At 40.0% G+C, this 22,314-nt stretch carries 17 protein-coding genes; 12 read left to right on the forward strand and 5 right to left on the reverse strand.

The features are described 5' to 3' along the window. The first annotated feature begins 3 nt into the window (after positions 1-3). Complete coding sequence (locus tag BXY41_RS25250; protein WP_170072594.1) at positions 4-1,086, forward strand: ABC transporter ATP-binding protein; 1,083 nt, start codon at positions 4-6, stop codon at positions 1,084-1,086. Beyond that, positions 1,067-2,020 (forward strand): ABC transporter ATP-binding protein, encoded by a 954-nt coding sequence (locus BXY41_RS25255; protein WP_104439647.1) that lies wholly within the window; start codon positions 1,067-1,069, stop codon positions 2,018-2,020. The genes BXY41_RS25250 and BXY41_RS25255 overlap by 20 nt, the downstream gene beginning before the upstream one ends. 61 nt (positions 2,021-2,081) lie before the next feature. On the opposite strand, the gene BXY41_RS25260 is transcribed toward BXY41_RS25255, so the two are convergent. Then, positions 2,082-3,761 carry a methyl-accepting chemotaxis protein gene (locus BXY41_RS25260; RefSeq protein WP_104439648.1) on the reverse strand — a complete coding sequence of 560 codons (1,680 nt, stop codon included), beginning with the start codon at positions 3,759-3,761 and terminating at the stop codon, positions 2,082-2,084. Positions 3,762-4,189: 428 nt separating this feature from the next. On the opposite strand from BXY41_RS25260, the gene BXY41_RS25265 reads away from it, so the two are divergent. Then, positions 4,190-6,454 (forward strand): glycosyltransferase, encoded by a 2,265-nt coding sequence (locus BXY41_RS25265; RefSeq protein WP_170072596.1) that lies wholly within the window; start codon positions 4,190-4,192, stop codon positions 6,452-6,454. A gap of 57 nt (positions 6,455-6,511) precedes the next feature. Beyond that, complete coding sequence (locus BXY41_RS25270; RefSeq protein WP_146088595.1) at positions 6,512-8,344, forward strand: hypothetical protein; 1,833 nt, start codon at positions 6,512-6,514, stop codon at positions 8,342-8,344. 46 nt (positions 8,345-8,390) lie between these two features. Here BXY41_RS25270 and BXY41_RS25275 read toward each other — a convergent pair whose 3' ends face one another. The 4 genes from BXY41_RS25275 to BXY41_RS25290 form a co-directional block, all read right to left on the reverse strand. Beyond that, positions 8,391-8,918, reverse strand: coding sequence for a hypothetical protein (locus BXY41_RS25275; RefSeq protein ID WP_104439651.1), 528 nt, complete (start codon positions 8,916-8,918; stop codon positions 8,391-8,393). Positions 8,919-9,198: 280 nt separating this feature from the next. Beyond that, positions 9,199-10,074 carry a hypothetical protein gene (locus BXY41_RS25280; RefSeq protein WP_104439652.1) on the reverse strand — a complete coding sequence of 292 codons (876 nt, stop codon included), beginning with the start codon at positions 10,072-10,074 and terminating at the stop codon, positions 9,199-9,201. Continuing rightward, on the reverse strand, positions 10,071-12,836 hold the full coding sequence (locus BXY41_RS25285; RefSeq protein WP_104439653.1) for a hypothetical protein: 2,766 nt from the start codon (positions 12,834-12,836) through the stop codon (positions 10,071-10,073). Before BXY41_RS25285 ends, BXY41_RS25280 begins: the two co-directional genes overlap by 4 nt. Before the next feature lie 27 nt (positions 12,837-12,863). Continuing rightward, positions 12,864-13,049 carry a hypothetical protein gene (locus BXY41_RS25290; RefSeq protein WP_104439654.1) on the reverse strand — a complete coding sequence of 62 codons (186 nt, stop codon included), beginning with the start codon at positions 13,047-13,049 and terminating at the stop codon, positions 12,864-12,866. Positions 13,050-13,520: 471 nt separating this feature from the next. On the opposite strand from BXY41_RS25290, the gene BXY41_RS25295 reads away from it, so the two are divergent. The 8 genes from BXY41_RS25295 (at position 13,521) to BXY41_RS25330 (ending at position 22,142) form a co-directional block, all read left to right on the forward strand. Continuing rightward, positions 13,521-14,639, forward strand: coding sequence for a C45 family autoproteolytic acyltransferase/hydrolase (locus BXY41_RS25295; RefSeq protein ID WP_104439655.1), 1,119 nt, complete (start codon positions 13,521-13,523; stop codon positions 14,637-14,639). 15 nt (positions 14,640-14,654) lie between these two features. Beyond that, positions 14,655-15,530, forward strand: a complete 876-nt coding sequence (locus tag BXY41_RS25300) for an AraC family transcriptional regulator (RefSeq protein WP_104439656.1) — start codon at positions 14,655-14,657, stop codon at positions 15,528-15,530. Between the two features lie 108 nt (positions 15,531-15,638). Further along, positions 15,639-16,424, forward strand: coding sequence for an AAC(3) family N-acetyltransferase (locus tag BXY41_RS25305; protein ID WP_104439657.1), 786 nt, complete (start codon positions 15,639-15,641; stop codon positions 16,422-16,424). A 161-nt stretch (positions 16,425-16,585) separates the two neighbouring features. Further along, positions 16,586-17,095 carry a QueT transporter family protein gene (locus BXY41_RS25310; protein WP_104439658.1) on the forward strand — a complete coding sequence of 170 codons (510 nt, stop codon included), beginning with the start codon at positions 16,586-16,588 and terminating at the stop codon, positions 17,093-17,095. Positions 17,096-17,275: 180 nt separating this feature from the next. Then, positions 17,276-18,169: a hypothetical protein gene (locus tag BXY41_RS25315; protein ID WP_104439659.1), complete on the forward strand. Its 894-nt coding sequence runs from the start codon at positions 17,276-17,278 to the stop codon at positions 18,167-18,169. A gap of 257 nt (positions 18,170-18,426) precedes the next feature. After that, positions 18,427-19,806, forward strand: coding sequence for a UDP-N-acetylmuramate--L-alanine ligase (gene murC / locus BXY41_RS25320; RefSeq protein WP_104439660.1), 1,380 nt, complete (start codon positions 18,427-18,429; stop codon positions 19,804-19,806). A gap of 263 nt (positions 19,807-20,069) precedes the next feature. Beyond that, on the forward strand, positions 20,070-21,104 hold the full coding sequence (locus BXY41_RS25325; RefSeq protein ID WP_104439661.1) for a DnaD domain protein: 1,035 nt from the start codon (positions 20,070-20,072) through the stop codon (positions 21,102-21,104). Between the two features lie 33 nt (positions 21,105-21,137). Continuing rightward, entirely contained in the window at positions 21,138-22,142 is a 1,005-nt protein-coding gene (locus BXY41_RS25330) for an ATP-binding protein (RefSeq protein WP_104439662.1), read from the forward strand. Positions 22,143-22,314: the final 172 nt, after the last annotated feature.

Genomic DNA, 22,314 nt, shown 5'->3' on the forward strand with positions numbered 1-22,314 from the left:
ATTATGAATAAAGATAAGGTTTTGTCAATCAGAAATTTATCCATCTCGTTTCAGACCTCTGCCGGCGAAGTAAATGCCATCAGAGGCGTCAATCTGGATCTATATCAGGGGGAAACCCTGGCTATCGTAGGAGAATCGGGCTCCGGTAAATCAGTGACTGTAAAGGCAATTATGGGTATATTAAGCGGAAACGGAAAAGTAAAGAGCGGAACCATTGATTTTACCTCACGTAAGAGTGGGGAGGAAATAAAAGAAGAACTATTGTCATTTAGCAAAAAAGAGATGCGCCGCCGGATTAATGGTCGCCGGATCGCCATGGTATTTCAGGACCCTATGACTTCTCTAAATCCAACCATGCCAATTGGCAGTCAGATTATGGAAGGAATGCGTTATCACTATAAAACCAGTAAAAAAGAAGCGTATGAAAAAGCGGTGAAACTTCTTGATCTGGTTGGAATCACAGAGCCGGAAAAGAGAATGAAAAGCTATCCCCATCAGCTTTCCGGAGGAATGAGGCAGAGAGTGGTAATTGCAATTGCTTTGTCCTGTGATCCTGAGATATTGATTTGTGATGAACCAACTACAGCTTTGGACGTAACCATTCAGGCTAAAATTCTGGAGCTGATTAAAGATATTCAGAAGAAAACAGGGATTTCTGTCATTTACATTACCCATGATCTGGGAGTAGTGGCAAAGGTGGCGGATTATGTGGCAGTGATGTATGCGGGGAAAGTGGTAGAAAAAGGACTTTCTGAGGAGATCTTTTATGATCCCAGACACCCCTACACATGGGGATTGTTATCTGCCATGCCGGATTTAGATACCAATGACGAGGTGCTTTATACTATCCCCGGAAGTCCGTTCAATCTGTTAAATAAAACAGAGGGTGATGCATTTGCAGAGCGAAACCGGTTTGCATTAAACATTGATTATCGCCTGGAACCGCCTATGTTTGAGGTCACTGAGACTCATTATGCGGCAACATGGCTTCTTCATGAAAATGCACCTGCTGTGTCAATGCCAGAGGCATTAAAGGAAAGGATAAAGAGAATGGGGGAGGAGGTGCATTCGCTTGGAGGAGAATAGAAAGCCGCTATTGGAAGTAAAAGATTTAAAGCAGCATTTTAAGCTTGGCAGGAAGTTTTCCATAAAAGCTGTTGATGGAGTTTCTTTTCGGATTTACCCTGGAGAGACCTACGGTCTGGTAGGGGAGTCAGGAAGCGGAAAATCTACCATCGGAAGGTCAGTTATCCGTCTGTATGAGCCCACTTCTGGTGAGGTGTGGTTTCAGGGAACAAAAATTTCGGGAAAACTTTCCCCTCAGGATACAAAGCATTTAAGAACTAATATGCAGATGATTTTTCAGGATCCAATGGCTTGTTTAAATCCCAGAAAAAAAATTCTGGACATTGTTGCCCAGGGACTTGATATACACCACATGTATACCACCACAGAGGAGAGAGAGGAAAAGGTATACCGGATCCTTGATATGGTAGGTCTGTCCAGGGAACATGCCAATCGTTATCCCCATCAATTCTCGGGAGGTCAGAGACAGCGGATCGGAATTGCCAGAGCGCTTATTATGGAACCGGAATTAATTATTGCAGATGAGGCAATTAGTGCATTGGATGTTTCCATTCAGGCCCAGGTTGTTAACTTAATGAAAGAACTTCAAAAACAGACGAAAACAGCCATATTATTTATCGCTCATGATTTATCCATGGTAAAATATATATCTGACAGGATCGGAGTTCTCCATTTGGGGCATTTGGTGGAGACCGGGACAACGGAAGAGATATTCTTAAGACCGATTCATCCCTATACAAGATCTTTATTATCAGCAATACCAAAACCGGATCCTGTTTCAGAAAGGAGCCGGACGGCGTTTACCTATGACCTAAAAGGGATGGGCATCGATTATCTGTCGGGGGCGGAGCATCACGTAGAGGGTGAGCATTATGTTCTTGGAACAGATGATGAGGTGAAACGGTGGATGGCCAATGATTTCTTACAACAATAAAAAAAGAAGAAGGTATGCACATTGACGGGCATACCTTCTTCTTTTTTTATTATCACTTGATTTAATCTATTAACTGGAACTGTTTCATCAGAGACTTAAGCATCTGAGCCTGACCTGCCATCTCTTCGCTTGCAGCAGCGCTCTCTTCTGAAGTAGCAGAATTCGTCTGAACTACGCTTGCAATCTGGTCAATGCCCTGTGTAACTTGGCTGACTGCAGTGGCCTGCTGTTCGGAAGCGGTGGAAATCTGGTAAACAAGGTTGGCTACTGTCTGGGATGATAATACAATGCGATCCATGGATTCCTTTGTTTCTTTTGCAATGTGATTACCGGATTCTATGGAAGCCAGTGCCCGTTCAATCAGTGCGGCCGTATTCTTGGAAGCTTCCTGACTCTTGTTGGCAAGATTTCGAACTTCATCTGCCACTACGGCAAAGCCTTTTCCTGCATCACCTGCTCTTGCAGCTTCTACGGCTGCGTTCAGCGCCAGGATATTGGTCTGGAATGCAATGTCTTCAATGGTCTTTATCACCTTGCTGATTTCAGAAGATGCTTCGCTGATGGTATCCATAGCAGAATTTAAATGTTCCATCCGGGTCTTACCAAACTCTACCTCTGCAGAAGTCGCTTCAACCTGGGTATTTGTTTCTTTTGCATTCTCAGCATTTTGATTAATATTACTTGAAATATCATTAATTGTTGCTGCCAGCTCCTGAATGGAGGAAGCCTGTTCTGTGGCACCCTGACTGAGCGCCTGAGCACTGCTTGCAACCTGTTCAGCTCCACTTGCAACCTGATCAGATGCCTGGGTTATTTTACGCATAGCATCATTAAGGGAAACAGTAAGATCCTGAATGGAGATCTGAACACCCCGAAACGCACCTTTAAATTCTTCTGGATCGTGAGGAATATTAAAATCCCCGTCCGCCATACTCTGTGTAGTTTTCGAAATATAATTCATATAGTAGGAAATCCGTTCCATCATGGTTCTCATGCTTTCGGCAAGATGTCCGAGTTCGTCATTAGAAGTATACTCAACATGACAGTTTAAGTTACCCTGAGCCATCTTGTCAGCTACATCTTTTAATTCATCAATTGGTTTTATAATACCCCGGGTGATGTAGACTGCAATAAATATAGATGTTGCAATGGATCCCAGTATGATAATAATCATAATAAAGATGAAAATATTAGCCTGCTCCTCCAACTTGTGGGATTTAATATTGCCTTCATTGGATTTATTGGCCAGCATCGTATTAATTGTGTTTGCGATATCAGCTGCCAGAGGGGCTGCCTGGCTGCGGAAAGTGGCCATGGCTTCCTGGGTGGATTTACCTGCAAGTTCTATGGTATTGCTTCGGATCCCTTCGTATTTGGTCATTTTTTCAACAAGCTGGCTGTAAAGTTCTTTCTCAGCCGGAGTCTTCATTCGACTCTCCACCTGCTTCATCATTTTATTAATTGTATCAACCTGTGTGTTTAAGTTCTGTTTCTGTTTTTCTGTTTCAGATGCATCCTCTGAAAAGATTATGTATAAAACTGTTGCGCGATGTGCCTGAAATGCCTGCCCAAGGCTTCCGATATCTCCCTGCGCGAAACCATAATCCTGTAGTTCAATACTATACTCCTGATTGACTTTGTGAATGAGCAGGATTCCCATGGTTCCTGCAAGACCAGAAAATAATACTACGATAAGAAATGTAAGCAATAACCGTTTTCCAACTTTTAACTTTTTCAGCATGTGTTTTCCCTTCTTTACCTTCGTTTTTCATATACCTTTATTCCATAAAAATTCTTAATTTCATTGTAAAATAATTCCGTTTATAACAACATTATATAACAATGGTAAGAATTAGTAATATCCAAAATATGGTATTATTGCAATATTATAGTTGCTTTACTGACATTAGTCAAGAACAGTTAATGACAATTATTCCGCATAAGGTCCCCCCCGTTTTAGGGAAGTTTTAACGGACTTTTTCTTGTGATATAAGAAACAGAATCAGGAGGTGTTCTTTGGAATCATTGTTACATTGTTCCCATCCACTGATTACTGCCTTCAGATCTGTTGACTTAAAGCCGCAAACCGTATATGATAAGGCTCGGACTTCACATGATAACTTCTTTTGGTGAGGCAGAAAATTAATCTGTCTGCATATGAGGGGGAATATGATGAGACGAGAAGATAGTAAAAGAAATTTGCTTTTTATCGTAACAATCATTTTGATGTCAATCTATTTAATCTGGAGACTTGTATTTACGCTGCCTTATCACCAGGGTGCAGCAAATATGATATTTGGACTTCTTTTGTTTACTGCGGAAGCAGTTACTGTCTTTACCACCTTTGAACTTTTTTACCAGAAAATGCGTATGAACCGGTATCATCTGGAATGCCCGGAAGTACCGGCGGAATATTATCCTGACGTCGATGTTTTTATCGCTACTCATAATGAACCTGCAGATATTTTGTATAAGACGGTAAATGCCTGTACATTTATGGAATATCCGGATAAGAATAAGGTTCACATCTATCTTTGTGACGATGGAAACAGAGAAGAGATTGCGAAACTGGCAGAAGAATTTCAGATTGGATATCTGGGACTTGCTGATAATAAACATGCAAAATCGGGAAACTTAAACCACGCTCTAAGCAGGACTAATTCTCCGTTAATTGCCACATTCGATGCGGATATGATACCACAGAGAACGTTTTTAATGAAAACAGTTCCTTATTTTCTGCTTTCCAGATTTAAGAAAGAAGATGGGGGCTGGAAGTTAAGAGCGGAAGATGAGATAGATAAACAATTCCGGATGGGGATAGTCCAGACCCCTCAAAGCTTTTATAATCCGGATTTATTTCAATTTAATCTCTATGCAGAAGGTAATATACCAAATGAACAGGACTTCTTTTCAAAAGAAGTGAACATTATGAGAAATTCCTCCAATGCAGTGGCCTATACCGGAAGCAATACGGTAATTTTAAGAGAAGCGCTGGAGGAAATCGGAGGCTTTCCTTATAACACCATAACTGAGGATTTTGAGACAAGTATACGTATTCAGAAAGCTGGTTATATCACTTATGCAACAGATGAGATTCAGGCAGCAGGACTGACAACGACTACAGTAAAATCCATGTTAAAGCAGAGAGTCCGCTGGGCAAGAGGCGTGATTCAGAGTCTGCAGAATACAAAAGCCATAGTTACAAAGAAGCTTTCACTGCCAGCAAGAATCACTTATTTAAACAGCTTTTTGTATTGGTGGTCATTTTTTAACCGTCTGATATTTATTCTTTCACCAATCCTGTTTGCCTTATTTGATTTTAAGATTGTAACCAGTGGATTCTGGGATGTAATTGTTTTCTGGCTTCCTGCTTATATTTTTTATAGCACTTCTATGCGGTATTTATCAGGCAATATCAGAAACCAGAGATGGAGTCAGGTCATTGACACGATCTTCATGCCGTATTTGATTATTCCTGTGATACTTGAGACGCTTCATATTCATCAGAGAAAATTTAAGGTTACGAATAAAAAGAGAAATGTAAACGAATCCAGGTTTGGCTATATCCTTTATGCGATTCCCCACATGATTCTTCTTATTTTATCAGCAGCTGCCATGATACGGTTTGTTAACGGAAAATACGGCTGGGCACTTTTATACAGCAGCATCATTATATTCTGGATCGCATACAATATGGTCGCACTGTTTTATGCTGTCTTTTTTATGCTTGGAAGACCGGCTTATAGAAAATCGGAACGTTTTGTTGCAAATGAAAAAATAGTGGTGGAGTTTAAGGGACAGGAATATGAGGCTGTCACTGTGGATTTATCTGAGAATGGAGTGGCATTTCGTATGGAAACACCGGTTTATTTACCGGAGCAGGAAATCATTCATTTTACTGTTATGTCTAACCATTATAAGGCCCGTCTTTACGGGAATATAAAGTATGTGAAAAAGGATGAAGTTGAAGGGGGCTGGCGTTATTCAGCCTTAGTAGAACCGGAAGATGAAGGCAGCAGGCGTCAGTATATGCAGCTTATTTATGACAGGGTTCACAGTCTGCCAATGGAAATGAATCTTTGGATCACTGCTTACGATGATATGATAAGGAATATAAAAAAGAGGCTTAGCAAAACATTTTCTGATCAAAGGAAACTGCCGCGGATTCCGGTTAATAGGGAAATTGCTTTTTCGAACGGAGCGACCTGCAAAGTCGTTAACTTTAATTTCAATTATTTTTCTGTTCTGAATTTTGATGCAAATGGGAATGAGGAAGATCAGTTTGATTATAATACAGAGAAAGGAATAAAACTGACTTTAAAGAGAACAGGAAAATACCGGCAGCATTCGGTGGAAGAGCTGCTGGCAGTTACTAATATTGATGAACTGATTGAAAAAAATCAAATAGATCAAATCCTGTCTGATATTTCATAAACGGACGAAGGTGAGAAATAAAAAATGTTATGGCTGCTTCAAAGTGGATTGATAATTTTGCTGATAGGTTCTATGACTGGTTATATGCTTTTTGCAAAGGAGTTACTTCAGCTTCAGAGCGAATTTGTTCCTATATTCGTTTTTTCCTCTCTGGCCTGTGGGATATATTTGGGAGGCCTTGCAGGGTATTTATACCCGGGAGCCGTGGTTCTTCTGGCAGGGGGCGTTTTACTTGCGGGAATTTATGGGGTCAGGATTCTATTTAAGAAATATAAAATCCATGCAGAGATTACTTTATTTAATAGTTTGTTTGTGATTGGCAGCCTGTTCTTTTTTTATCTGTTATACAAGAGCAGGCTGATTCACTATGACAATTTTTCTCACTGGGCAGTGGTTCTAAAGCAGATGTTAAGCACCAATGCATTTCCGGATGCTTCCTCTGCGCTGATCGATTTTAAAAATTATCCATTGGGAACTTCTTCGTTTATGTATTTTATCTGCCGGTTTGCGGGCCACTCTGAGGCAGTAATGCTGATTGCGCAGGGACTTTTGATTTTTTCCTGTTTTTATGCATTGTTTGGAGTTATAACCGAGAAAAAAAGGTTTTTACTCTATGCGTTTTTAGCGGCAGGCTGCTCTACACTTTCTGTGTTTAATATTACTATAAGAATCAGCAATCTGCTGGTTGATTTTTTGTTGCCAATTTTTACGTTGGTTTTATTTGCAGTTGTTCACCGGTATGAGAAACAATTGGTAAAAGCATGTTTTGTAATAGCTCCGGTTGCCGGGCTTTTAATGATTATTAAGAGTACTGGAACGATCTTCGCAGGGATTGGGTTTTGTTATCTTATATTTATATGGTTAAAAAACAGGGATAGAGATTTGGTTAAGAATGGATTTGCGGTACTTCTTTCCATTGGAGTGGCATTGATTCCCTGGCTATTGTGGAGCTGGCATATGGCGGCGGCCTTCAAGGGAGTTGAAAATAAGTTTGATGTGACACGACAGGTGGATACCGTATATGGTGGGAAAACTCAGGAGGAAGTCAGGCAGATTGTAAGTCTGTTTATTCAGTCAGTTTTTGATTTGAAAAGCAGGCCTTTTATGGGAATTTTGGCGTTTAATCTGATGGCAGCGGGAGGCAGTATATTTGCCTGGGCAGTGTTAAAAAAGAACTGGAGACTGTGGAAGGCTTTAATTGCACTGGATGCTGTAGTTATAATTTATTATGCTGGAATATTGGGTTTGTATATCTTTTCCATGCCTTCTGATGAGGCACTCAGGCTTGCGGGATTTGAACGTTATGCTTCCAGCATTGTAGTTCTTTTTGCGGGAGGTCTGGTTTTATGCGCGACCGGGGATTTGGAACGAACATTTTATTATAGAATCGGACAGGTTCCGGATCTGATGGCTTTTAAAAGTGTGGATAGCAAAGATCGGTATCAGAAAGGGGTGATTGTTTGCCTTGCATTAGCGGTTGTTCTTCTGATGTCGGAGTTTAATGGTATGGAGACGATACAGGAATCTTATACTTCCACATTGCCTTATAAGGTACGGCAGGTCACGGGTGATCGGTGGTATCAAGATGGGAAGATGGATGAGAGCAGGTATTTGTTTTATGCGACAGATGCGGATGGGCAGGTGACGGATTATTATCTGCAGTATATTGGGAAATACATGCTTTTTGCGCCTCATGTGGATGGCATCTGCGCTTTCTATGAAGATAATATGGACAATCTTCTGAGCGGGTATGATTATCTGGTGGTGGTGGAGAGTGATGTGGAGGCGCGGTATTTGCTTAGAAAGCATTATGGGGTAGCGGGGGAGGTTGGGGTTTATCGGGTTGAGAAGTGTGAGGGGAAAGTTGGATTGGAACGTCTGGATATATAAAATCTCCCGGATATAGAGCTATAACCGGGAGATAAATATTATAAATTTATACATTAATATTTCTGTCAATGAGAATGTTTTTTACGCTGTCTCTGATGGAGGCAGGGACGTCCTCTATTGTTTTATAGGTTTCATCTGTTTTAATACTTCGCTCAATCAGATCTGCATATACAGTTGAAATTGATTTCATATCCGGTGTCACTGATAATTTATTGCCAATTTCTGCAGCGGTATTTTTTAACAATACAAATATGTAGTCCATAGAGAGCTTTAATTCGTAGATATCAGTAAGCAGATTCTGAATTTCTACTACTTTATGATTAAGCTCTTCAAACAATTCTCTTTCCGTAGGAATATATTCAACCGGAATTTTTGAACCATCCTCAAGTATACGATAAAAGATTCCGTTTTCATACAAATCTCCAATCCCAACAGCGTATCTGCTTGATTCCACTGCAAAGGCATTATCACCGAAAGAGGCTCTTGCTAATGCGTTGGCTAATGTATAGTCATCACATATAATAACGTTTTTTACTACGTTTTCAAAGATAATTGCATAGATATTATTTGACATAAATTGATTCTCCTTTTTGTTTTTCAGGCGTTTATATAACACCTTAAGTCATGTTAATGAGGGACACTTTAATTTGAACTTCTAATGTATATACAAACGGCAGTCTGACAGCTGAAAGCCATCAGACCACCGGTAACAAGGAGTGTTATGAGAAAGGGATTTTCAATCATTACCTTTCCATATTAGAAAAATTGCAATCGAATATACGTTTGCATTTTGCCCTTATAATATCAGGGGTTTCAAGTCCCTTATGATAATACCGGGTTGAAATGAACACAGTCTACACAGTTGTTTTATTACGGTAACGCCTCATTTTCAACTTCTGAAGTTCTTTACGGTGAGAGGTCTTACATAAATCGCACCTGCAATCTCTGCTAGCCGCTTCTGCATTAAAATGTTTTCCGCAGTCTATGCAGGTGATACTCTTTATTCCTACTGGAGTATAATAAGGATTCTTCTTTACACAATCTTTGCAGTATTTCTTGTTAACAGAAGTTTTACGGACTAAGATACCGCACCCGGAACATCTTATATAGTCCTCTCCTTTATAAAGCCGCCACTCATAACCCAGCTTACGGTAATCGGTAATGCAGAGCCTTTTTTCAGATTCATCATTAACAAATAACACCTTTATGCTCAGATTGTCGATCTTGTTAGCAAAATCAATCAGGCCAGCTTCTTTTAGCTTGTGAAAGCGAATGTCTTTTTCATAAGAATTAGTTGTAATGCAGGCAAGTCTGTAAATTTCACTGTCCGGATTATTTACCCAGTTTTGATTGTTTTTATTTCTAAAATTATGATACTTTGCCAGACATAAGAGGGTAAATACAAGACGTTCCAAAACCTTATCTTTGATCTGGTTAATAACGTCAAGTTCACTAGAAGTAATCCAGACTCCGTCACATTGGCATAGGGGATACTTTAAGGCACGCTCTGCGCAGGTTTCTATGCAGCTTGTCCAGTCAACAGGATTGTATCTTGGATAATGCTGCTTCATAAAGTCCTGAAGTTGCTCAATCAGTTTATCACCATTGCAGCCCCGGATATGACAATAATAACGGGCCAGAAGGCTAAGGGTCTGATAGGGTTTTGAAAAATCAATCTGATCAGATGTAAGTAATAGTTCTATATAATTTTTTTCATTTAAAATAATCAAAGTAATTCCTCCTCTCCTAATTTCTTTTCTTTTATAATGAAAGATTCTCCTCCAAATTTAAATTCTCCCTCAGTTTCTGTCAGTACAGGAAAATGTATGCTGTTATTATTTTTTATAAGAAGATTTTGTATAATGGTATCTCCGCAGACATCCCAAACAAACTGCTTTGATTTATTGGTGGTGTAACACATATCCAGAAGAATTTCACATAATTCCAGAGCATTAGGGCAAATGGATTCACAGGCTGAGCGAAATTTCATCACCATCATAGTTCTGTTTGCAGCGACCTCTTCTTTATCCAAACGCATGGTTCTGGCAGTCTGCTGATAGAGCTTCAAATTCTTATCATAATCTTTTTTTATAGTTTCTATTTTTTTATAATCACTTTTCTGATAATTAATTCCGCATTTTAAAATGGAGTAGTCAAATGCGGTATCATTTTTTCGGTCAGTAAGAAATTGACCAAATTTATCTTCAAATAAATGGCAGATCCGATTGATAGTACAGAGATTGTTTCCAGTTGGCATAAATTTTTGATGGTATTCCAGAAATTCTGCCTGCTCGGCTGTATAATTCGGAATCTGTTGAAGATCCTTAAGAGGCATTTGGAAACGCCGGATACATTTCTTATTGCTGTCAGTGGTGTATTTTTTATATTCATTCATAAGGTCAGGGTATATGTATCTCATAAAATAAGGTTTTTTGTCGGCTGCTATGTGAAAGCAAAGTCTTTTGAATTCCTTTTCTTGTTCTGTTGTTTCAGGCAGCTGGCCGCAGGCTGCTTTATCATACCAGTACCTGGGCATTGGCTTTGAAATAATTCCCTTGGCCTTATCTATGGAATTTTGCTGGTAATGCTGCCCGCACATAATTCTGTATTCAAGTATCCGATATTCCTGGCTATCCCGTCTAAAGCTGGACTGAAGTTCAATCATCGAGGTGATTTTATTGGTTGTAGAGCCAATTTCATCACCAAAGGATAGAATATTTGCTTTGACAAGATGGGATTCGTCGGGAATAATCTTTTCAGCCTGCCGTTGAACGCATTTAATAGTAGGAACGTTTCTGGTATTTTTTAAAATGATTTCGTTATCGGTTGTAAAAAAACTGTCACTGTCTTTATCCGCTCCGTTTAAAGCATCGCAGGTAGAATCCCAGGAATTAAGTATCATTCCGGTTTGATTGTACTGATACCAGTAGTCCATTTCCTGGTTGTAAACCACCGACTGCTTCCGAATATTGTTATGGCAGGTCATGGGAGCTCGGAAACATGCAATTTCTTTTACACCTTTTGATATCCAGTATCTGTGATATACCTCTCCTGATTTTAATAGGCCGGTAACAGGAAGGCCAAAGATTGACTGAGCCAGAGAGTAAAGGTCTCCAGATACAATGGCGTAATTGCCGGAAAGCTGAATGGAACCTTTGGCGGCCATCTGAATCCTTTTTTTAATCATCCCATAGACTTTACCCAGTATAAAAGGATCATTTATCATCCGGGGGTCAATCATAAGTGCCTTAATAAAATCATTGTTCAGACACTCCATTTGATCCTCTTTTAAATACATTCCTTTTAAGAAAACTAGTGTTTTTCCCCAGTCCATGCATAGGGCACCTTTCAGCTCCTCCATAGTAGGTTCACAGAGTTGGATTAACTCATCCTCTGTAAATTCATAGGTTTGAAGAAATTGATAATTTGCATTTCTGACATGTTCCAGTTTAAGAGGTGTAGTTTTTGATACGGAAAACTGATAATGGTTTTTCCTGGAGCAGCAAAGAAAATGCTCCAGACTTTTATAGGAGTCCCAGAGTTTTACCATTGAAGTGGTAAGTATGACATCAAAATCCCGGACATCCCGAAGTGTCCCCCAGGCATCCGTAATCATAAAATTTCCGTTGTTGATTTTACGGGCAAAATCTACATAATCGAATGTAAAAAGCATCCCTTTTGTCCATGCAAAGCGTGTATTGATGCCGGTAATGGTCTTGTCTTCTGCTAAATCTCCATGGAGCTCTTTATTAACGAGTCTGGAATATTCCGGAGTCATAAGCCCGTATCCGTCAGAATCACAATAATTGATTTCATAATCTTTTTCATAAGTCATTTCTGGCTCTGCACCATCCTTATCCTGTATAAGGATCACGTCTTCTTTCCAGGACACATTACAGTCTTTTACAATTATAATACGTGGCATGGAGACCGGAATGGAGCCACTGCAGATCAAGGCCTGATAGGCTTCCAGCTTGGCTGGTATCAGCTTTTTGTTTAAATCTCTGTCATTGTCCATACGTTTTTTAATTTCATCGTAAATACGCTCACTTACATAAGTTATTGTAGACTTTTTGACACCACCATTAGTACCCAGAAGTCTTCGGTACCTGGTGCCATTCACTGAAAATCCTTTGTTTGCTCTGTAATAGTCCCTGCTAGAATTCATAATCAGATAAAGGCAGTCTTTCTGATATTGGAGGTCGTATAACCTCTTATATAATTCTTTCATCTGTTTTTTGGCTTCTTCGCATTTTTCCATTTTTCTAAGTATTTTTAATTTCTGTTTAATAGAAATCACCTTACTGTCTATATCCTCATTGCCGTTTAATTCCATAATCCAGCGCATTAGCTGGCTGTCTCCTGTAGCTACCACATCATTTTTGTTATTAAGTGCTACGGAAAGCGGAAGTGTTAAGTTCCAGTCAGCCTTGGCAAGGCGTTTGCTTTGCAGCTTATAAATAAATTTGTGACAGGATTGTTCTCTGGCCATTTGTTTTCTCCCCCTTATTATTTCGTTTTAAGTATTATTTTTGTTCTGCATCTTAGCTTTTTCTGACTGAACTTTACGTTCTTCCAGCGTATAAGGGGGTATGTGACGATGATTTGTACGCTCGGTGCAGAAATCGCGAATACTGAGTTCACCTGCATAGACTCTGTGAAATTCTTCTCTTGTTGGTATGTTTGGTTTTTTAATTGATTTCATATAGATTGGCTCTCCTTTTTGTTTTTATCTTTTGGCAGTTTGCCGGTCAGATATTTTTAAAATAGGAGAGAAGATATTAAGGAAGTAAAATGAGAAGTTTTTGAAAATGAATATTTGGTTATAGTTTATTTTGTGGTGTGGACAAATAATAACACAATGTAGACAAAATGTCAACTACTGTTTTTATGTTTTATATATTGACTCTTGACTTCATGAGTTGTCAGTGCTATTATGAAAATAGAACATGTGTTCGAAAATGAGAGAGGGAAAGAGGAAGAATAAAACCATATAATGAGGAGATAGTATAATTAAATTATACGTGGTATATTGTTTAGGTTAGGTTGTGGGTAATTACTTTAAGGAAAAAGACTTTTATAAATAACTGATAATAGCATATAAAAAGAGCAGAAAATATCATGCAACACCCCTTCTTTCTGATTAAACTAAACTCAGAACAGGAGGAATAATAATATGAATCATGTAACAGCTTATACCTTGAATCTGGAAGGTAACAATTATGAAGTAGGTTACCAGGCGGGAAAGTTTATGGGGGAGAATTCCCAATTGAGATCACTTCATACCCAATCGGTGAAAGGATTTGGAGCAGTAGATTTTAAAGAGGCACAGACATTGTTCAGCCGATGGTGTCCGGGACTGAATGAGGAAATTCAGGGATTTGCGGATGCGTTGCAGGTCGAAGCGGAACAGATATATTTCTATGGAATGACATATCTGTTACCCCGTTGCAGCCAGGTTGCACTTTTACCATCTATGACGGCAGAACAAAAGCCTCTTCTTGCCCGGAACTATGAATTTAATCATGAAGCAGAGGATTTTTGTCTTGTAAAAACTAATATTACAGGAAAGTTTGCCCATATTGGAACCAGCGTACTGTTTTTTGGGCGGGATGATGGTATTAATGAACATGGACTTGCGGTGACCATGAGTTCCTGTGGATTTCCAGTAGGGGCGATGCCGTATATGAGAGAACCGAAGATAAAAGGTCTTCAATTCTGGGCAGTCATTCGAGCTTTATTGGAAAACTGTAGAGATGTAAGGGAAGGGCTTGAGTATATTCGTGATATGCCAATTGCGTATAACCTGAATTTAATACTTCTTGACCAGGCTGGCAACACCGCTCTGGTGGAAACCGTGGATGGAAGATTATCCTATAAAAAACTGGATTCCACTTCACCTCAACAGTTTTTACATGCCACCAATCATCCGGTCTTACCGGAATTAATTCCTTATGAACCCAAAGCATTTGTCCATTCTTTGAAACGCTACGATTACATTACAGGAACCCTGACCAACACCTGTGAAGTTACCAGAGACCAGTTGAAGCATATGCTTTTGTCAAAATATCCAGAGGGATTGTGTACTCATTATTACGAAGAGTTTTTTGGCACCACGAAGAGCATAATTTTATCTCCGGCTGATAAATCAATTGATATTTGCTGGGGCGGTAGAGAAGAGAACGGTTGGGAACGCTATCAAGTGGGCGATACCATGAAAGAAACGGCCAGAGAAATTGGATTGAATTTTGAAAACGCCGATCCGGATATTTATACTTACCGGCCGATTCTATAAAAGGAGTGATTTGTTATGGATTACCGGAAATCGCTGGAACAGGCAGTGATTTATATTGAAGCCAACTTAAGAGAAGACATTCGTGTAGAAGAAGTGGCTAAGGCGGCCGGTTATTCCTACTATCATCTCAATCGGCAATTCTATTCCCTTCTTGGTGAAACCATAGGAAGTTATATTAAAAAACGCCGCCTTGCCGATGGAGCAAAGCGGCTGCTCTATACAGATGAGCGAATTATTGATATTGCAATTGACAGTGGATTTGAGTCATCAGAAGCATTCAGCAGGGCATTTAAAGCAGTATATCGAGTGAGTCCCCAGTTGTACCGTATCAATCGTCTGGATGCTTATGTTGGAGCAAAAGAACGATTGGATCAGGGACTTTTACAGCATCTTATAGCTAACGTAACGGTACATCCCAAAATTGTGACCATGCCAGAGATTAAAGTAGCAGGAATACGGGGGGAAACCACACTCTCAGATATAAAGCTAAGAGATCTTTGGAAAAATGCAAACAGTATGCGCCGCCACATACCCAATCTGGTGAAGGGAGGCAGAGGTTTTGGTATTTGCGAAGCCTGCAATGAAAATACTTTGTATACCATGAATGATTTTGTTCTATTTACTGAAGTGGCAGGGTTTGAAGTGGATTCATTTGAAGACCTTCCATCACAATTTGTAAAAAAAGTGCTGCCTGCAGGAAAGTGTGCAGTTTTCACTCACAGGGGAAGTTTAAGAATGCTTCCCCAGACCTTTGAATATATTTGGGGAACCTGGTTTCTGGAAACGGAAGAGGAATTGGATTTTCGGGAAGATTTTGAACTCTACGATAATAGGTTTCTGGGTTACGATCATCCTGATTCTGAAGTGGATTTATATATTCCCATTCGATAATAGATGGGATTGGTGAGATAAACGTAGCTTACTTGCAAAATCCCCCCGACTCCCTTATGATAGTAGATACATAACTATTAATTTATTTGGGATAAGAAAGGTAATATTATGTTTACAAAACAAAGTCTGAAACAGAATTTAAAAGAAATGGGAATTCAGCCTGATGACACATTATTGGTGCATTCATCCATGAAGGCAATTGGAGAAGTTGAAGGTGGAGCAGATACTGTACTGGATGCATTCATGGAATATTTATCTGAAGGTCTTCTAATACTGCCAACTCATACATGGTATTCCATGTCGGAATATCATAATGTTTATGATCCACGAACAGAGCCGGCTTGTGTGGGGATTTTACCCAATCTTTTCATGAAACGGAAAGGTGTCCTTCGTTCGCTCCATCCCACCCATAGCTTAGCGGTGTTCGGAAAGGACAGCCAGGCTTTTATTGAAGGGGAGGAGAATCGTACAACGCCCTGCCAGCCTGGCGGAAGTTATGACCGCTTAATGGAAAGAGGAGGTAAGATTCTGCTTCTCGGTGTCGGACATGAGAGGAATACCTTTATTCACTGTGTGGAAGAGCATTTAGATGTGCCTGATCGTCTTACAAAGGAGCCCACATATTTTAAGATAGTGATGCCTGACAGTCAGATAAAACCTTGCTTTATGCACCGGCATGAAAATTCCGTTACAGACCATATCTCAGAAAATTATAAAAAGCTGGAGCAGGCTTTCTATGACAGACATGCAGCAGTGAAGACCACATTTGGCGATGCCGCCTGCATTCTGTGTGACACGAAAGCAATTTTTGAAGTGACAAAAGACGTGCTGTCCCATCAGATCAATTGCCTGATTGAATTGGATACAATTCCGAAGGAATGGTGGCAGAAATAATAAGTCAGATTCTGGGCATGACTTGCATTTGAGCCGGATTTGTGCTATAGTATCACCCGTAATAAGGCCGTGAATCCCTTTCTTTCAAAGGGATTTCACAAAAAAAGACCGGTGTGTTCGAGACCTTCCACACCTAAAACAAAACTAAAGGAGAATTGGATATGAATTACAAATCATCAGGGAAAACCCATTTCATGGTTTTTTCCGCAGTTATTGCTGCAATCTACACGGTGCTGACTATGGCGTTTGCCCCAATCAGCTTTGGACCTGTCCAGTTTCGGATTTCCGAAATGCTTTGTATTCTCCCCTTTTTTACGCCAGCCGCAATTCCAGGATTATTTATCGGTTGTTTCCTGTCCAATTTTTTGTGCGGTGCAGCAGCTCTTGATGTGGTTTTTGGTAGTCTTGCCACTCTGATCGGAGCCATTGGAGCGTATAAACTCCGGGGAAATAAATGGCTGGTCTGTATTCCGCCTATTGTGTCCAATGTTCTTATTATTCCTTGGGTTCTTCGATATGCTTACGGTTCGCCGGATATGATCTGGTATGCGATGATTACTGTCGGCATTGGGGAAGTTCTTGCAGTCGGAGTATTGGGGAACATTTTGCTGGGCGTACTTAACAGGTATAAACATATTATATTTGGCCGCTTTTTATCGGAGACGGTTTAATAGAAGATCAAAAACCTAGTAACTCCTGACTCATTTAAAAGTCAGGAGTTTTTTGTTGATTTCTCTTTTAATAGATAGTTACATGTGGTAAAATATATTTATCTGATACAATGTTATGTAACCGATATGTAACCGCTTTTTTATATAATAAATTTGTAAACAAAGGACTATGGTGAAGGGATGACAGTTGGAAGAATGAGTGTGGTTCGTAATGGAGATAGATATTTTACAATAGCAGTAGATGAGTTTGAAGACAGTAGCATTAAAGGAGTCTTATTCCATGACAGAGACTCGGAAGGAATATTATTTGATAGTCTTCTGGAGATGTTTTTTAATATGGATCGGATCTTTGATCAACTGGGAAGCCCCAAACAGACAGTTCAGAGGCGGCAGTTTTCCGGAATAGAGGATCTTTCTCCGGAAATTAAGAAAAGCAATGAAAAAGAAAGAGCCGGTAAACTGGCCACTTTTTATGTTTTTGTACAGTATCGGTATTATGCAAGCTGGCAGGGGAACTTTAAGTGGATCGAAGGAGACGAAAAGATCCCGTTTGAAAGTGAACTTGATTTAATTCTTTCCATGTATGGGTTATTGAGCGGTAATGAAAAGAAAGAACAGGTCAATAATATTATTACTACCTGCCATGTGGCGATTGACAGCTACCATTCAGGTAAATTTACCGGAAATTATCAGAATATACCGTCTGAGATATTAGAACAGCAGATGAAACCAGTGGATCTTGCAAAGTCCCTAGGTACTTTTATGGAATACGAATTAAAAAATGATGATATTCCCAAGTACGGGCTAAACTATGGACAACTAATATCCAGTGATGCCTGTACCTTTTGCAGAAGAGGGGGAAAGATCGCCTCTTTTTCCATTAAAGTATTATTTCACGAACACTCAACCTGGCAGGGGATTATCTACTGGAGAGAGGGACGGCAGCAACAGCTGTTCCGCAGTTATAAGGAAATGCTATATTTAATTGCATCAGTAGCTGAGGCTTCAGCAGGAACCCCGGGTTTTAGAGGACTTCTGCCTGCAGGAGCGGAGCTGGCATTATCCGGATCATGATTTTCAGTGTCATAAAATGCACTTTACAGGTCATAGAATCTGTAAGGTGCATTTTTTTAATTACGGGAATATATTGCAGCTGCAAATGTGGCATTTCATCACCAGGCTTCGTCCTTGTTTGGATTCCCCGGTAGATTTTCTGTTGTTTTTCTTATATAATAAAGAAGAAAGCAATTGACTTTATAAGAAAAAAGCAGTAAAAGTAAGTGAAAGTAACAGTTACATAAATAAATTATAAATTTAAGGATGGATAAAGCATGTATCAGATTGATTTTCATAAACCACAGGCAGTTCATTTTATCGGTATTGGAGGAATCAGCATGAGCGGTCTGGCTGAGATCCTCATGGATGAGGGATTTACGGTGACCGGATCAGATTCTCATGAATCGGAGCTGACACATCACCTGGAGGCTAAAGGCGCAAAAATTGTGTACGGACAGCGCGCAGAGAATATTACAGAAGGAATCGATGTGGTGGTTTATACGGCTGCGGTACATTCTGACAATCCGGAGCTTATGGCTGCAAAAGAACAGGGACTTCCCATTTTAAGCAGAGCAGAACTTCTTGGTCAGATGATGAAGAATTATGAGAATGCGATTGCTATTTCGGGTACTCACGGAAAGACTACCACAACCTCCATGATTACAGAGGTTCTTCTTTGTGCAGATGCAGACCCCACTATTTCCGTAGGCGGAATATTAAATTCCATAGGGGGAAACATTCGCGTAGGCGGTCCGGAACTTTTTGTCACTGAAGCCTGTGAATATACCAATAGTTTTCTTTCCTTTTATCCAACAGTGGAGATCATTTTAAATATAGAAGCAGATCATCTTGATTTCTTTAAAGATATCAAGGATATTCGTAATTCATTCCGTCTGTTTGCCCAGAAGCTTCCAGCAGACGGACTTCTGGTGATTAACAATGACATTGAAAATATAGAGGAGATCATTCGGGATCTTCCTTGTAAGGTGATCACTTTTGGTAAGAAAGACGGAAGCAGATATCAGGCGGAAGGGATTGCGTTTGATGATCTGGCAAGAGCCACCTATGATTTAAAGATTGATGGCTCCGTTGTGGATACAGTAACTCTTGGTGTACCAGGAGAACATAATGTGTATAACTCCCTGGCTGCAGCAGCCGTGTGTGCAGAACTGGGAATATCATTGGATCAGGTGAAAAAGGGATTGAAACATTTTACAGGCACCAACAGGCGCTTTGAAAAGAAGGGCGAACTGGGAGGTGTGACCATTATTGATGATTATGCACATCATCCACAGGAGATCCGCGCGACCTTAAGTACAGCACAGCATTATCCACACAAAAAACTGTGGGTTGTTTTCCAACCCCATACTTATACACGTACAAAGGCATTTCTTGACGAATTTGCAGATGCGCTGTCTCTGGCAGATGAGGTAATTCTTGCAGAAATTTATGCAGCAAGAGAAACCGACAATCTGGGCATCAGCTCTGCAGATATCGTGGAGAGAATTGAGAAAAAAGGTGTAAAAGCGCATTACATTACCTCGTTTGATGAGATTGAAACATTTATTTTAGAAAATTGTATACACGGTGATTTGTTGATAACTATGGGTGCCGGAGACATTGTAAAAGTGGGAGAAAAGCTGTTAGGCTTATAGTTATCCACATTATCCACATAGTTTTCAACATTTTATGTTAAGAAACTATGTGGATTTTTTAATTTACATAAATTATCGTCTCACAATTTAGAAAATCTCGATTTTATCAGCAATTCAACAGGATCATAGTGGATAAACTAAGATTATGTATACTTGGTTTCCACATTATCCACAATATCCACAATTGATTTAGTGGATAACTGCCCCTATTTTCTTTTGGAAAGACCTGTGGTATGATAGGGACATGATAAAAAGGTGAGGTTATGGCGGTGAACTTTAAAAGCAGTTTTAAGATCAATGGTACGATAATATCCAATCAATTCATAGACGATTTTATGGCTTCGGCCAATGGTGAATACATAAAAGAATATCTGTTTCTGATGCGTCATGAAGGGGAAGAGGTTACTGTTTCCATGATTGCTGATGCCTTAAACCATACAGAGGCAGATGTTGCCCGTGCCTTATCCTATTGGAAAAAAGCGGGAGTATTAAGCGAGGAGTTAGTCTCAAAACCGGAGGTTTCTCCGGCTGTTTCGGAGACTGCATGTTCGGGGCGTCCGGCAGAAGCAGTAAAAAAGGAGATACCTGCACCATCTTCAGGCAGAAAATCCTACACTCCGGATCAGATCAGCGGGCTGGCAGGAGATGAGGATTTTTCTCAATTGCTTTATATTGCCCAAAAATATATGAACAAAGTTTTCACTCAGAGAGAATGTGAGGTATTTGCGTATCTGTATGATGGCCTTCATATGCCTGCAGAGCTTTTAGAGTATGTTGTGGAATATTGCGTACAGGGCGGTCATACCAGCATTCGATATATTGAGACAGTGGCCATCAGCTGGCACGAAAAGGGCTTTAAGACAGTTGATGATGCGAAGAATAATGCACTTACATTTTCTAAGGATTCCTTCGCAGTCATGAGAGCATTTGGGCTGAGCGACCGTAATCCCGGAGATTCAGAACGGGAATACATGGATAAGTGGTTCCGTACTTACGGATTTACCAAAGAGCTGGTTATGGAGGCCTGCAGCAGGACTCTCACGGCAACACATTCTCCCAGTTTTCCGTATACGGACAAGATTATAGAAGGCTGGAAGAAAGCAGGAGCCCGTACTATGGAGGACATACGAAAACTGGACGAGCAGCATGCAGACTGGAAAAAGAGCGGCAGCGATAAAGGTACCAAGGCAGCAGCCGGTGCAAAAGGGAAGAACGGACAGAACCAGTTTCAGAACTTTCCTCAAAGAGAGATTGATTATGATGCTCTTATTCTTGAACAGCTGACAGAGTTTAAGTAACGATAGATAAGCACAATAGAAACGGAGGTAATTATGGCACTGAGCAATTCACAGTATGATGCCATCATGCGGGCTTACGGGCAGCAGCAGTTAAAGAACCGGCATGAACAGGAAAAGCGGATTGCGCAAGTATATAATAAAATACCTGTGATAAAGGAACTTGATGATTCCATCAGTACAAGAGCAGTCTCCTGTGCCCGCAGGCTTTTGGATGGGGATAAACAAGCCTTAAAAGAGCTGAGGGAGGAAATTGCAGATCTGAGGGAACAAAAGGCGGTTCTTTTAAAGTCTGCCGGATATACAGTTGATTTTATGGAGATGCAGTACTTGTGTCCGGACTGTAAAGACACGGGGTATTCCGAAGGCATAAAGTGCCACTGCTTCCGTCAGTCAGAGATGAAATACCTATATGCACAATCCAATATTGAGCAAATCATTGCAGTAGAGAATTTTAATACATTTTCTTATGAATATTTTGATGATACAAAAGTAATGCCGGTTTTAAACCGGACAGTGAAACAGTATATGATTCAGGTTACGGAAACCTGCCGCAGTTTCGTAAAAAACCTTCCGAAAGAACATGGGAATTTGTTGTTTACAGGTCCTACCGGCGTGGGAAAGACATTTTTAACCAATTGTATTGCCAAAGAGCTGATCGATAAGTTTTACTCCGTGATCTATTTATCCGCTAACGATCTCTTTGAGGTATTTTCAAAAAACCGGTTTGATTATCAGGATGAAGACGACATGAAAGGAATGTATCAGTATATTCTGGATTGTGATCTTTTAATCATCGATGATCTGGGAACAGAGCTAAATAACAGCTTTACCTCTTCCGAATTATTTTACTGTATCAATGAACGGCTTAATTCTTCAAAGTCAACCATTATATCAACCAATCATTCCATTAACGAGCTGAGGGATCGATATACGGAACGTGTTACTTCCAGGCTGATCAGCCGATATACGGTAATTCCTTTATATGGAGATGATATCAGAATTAAGAAGAAGGCAGGAACTGTAAATAACCGGTACTAACAGGAATTTAAAATAGTTTTTTTAGAAAATAAAGTGTGCCCTGAAACGGCTTATTGAGCCGGTTCAAGGTACATTTTTTGTGTGACAGTAAAAAATAAACCCCCTGCTATGCAGGGGGAGGGCTGATCTTTAGATATAAGTTACTCCTGTGCTAAAATAAATGTAGGTCTGC

The sequence above is a fragment of the Lacrimispora xylanisolvens genome (genome assembly GCF_002934545.1).
Taxonomy (GTDB): Bacteria; Bacillota; Clostridia; order Lachnospirales; family Lachnospiraceae; genus Lacrimispora; species Lacrimispora xylanisolvens.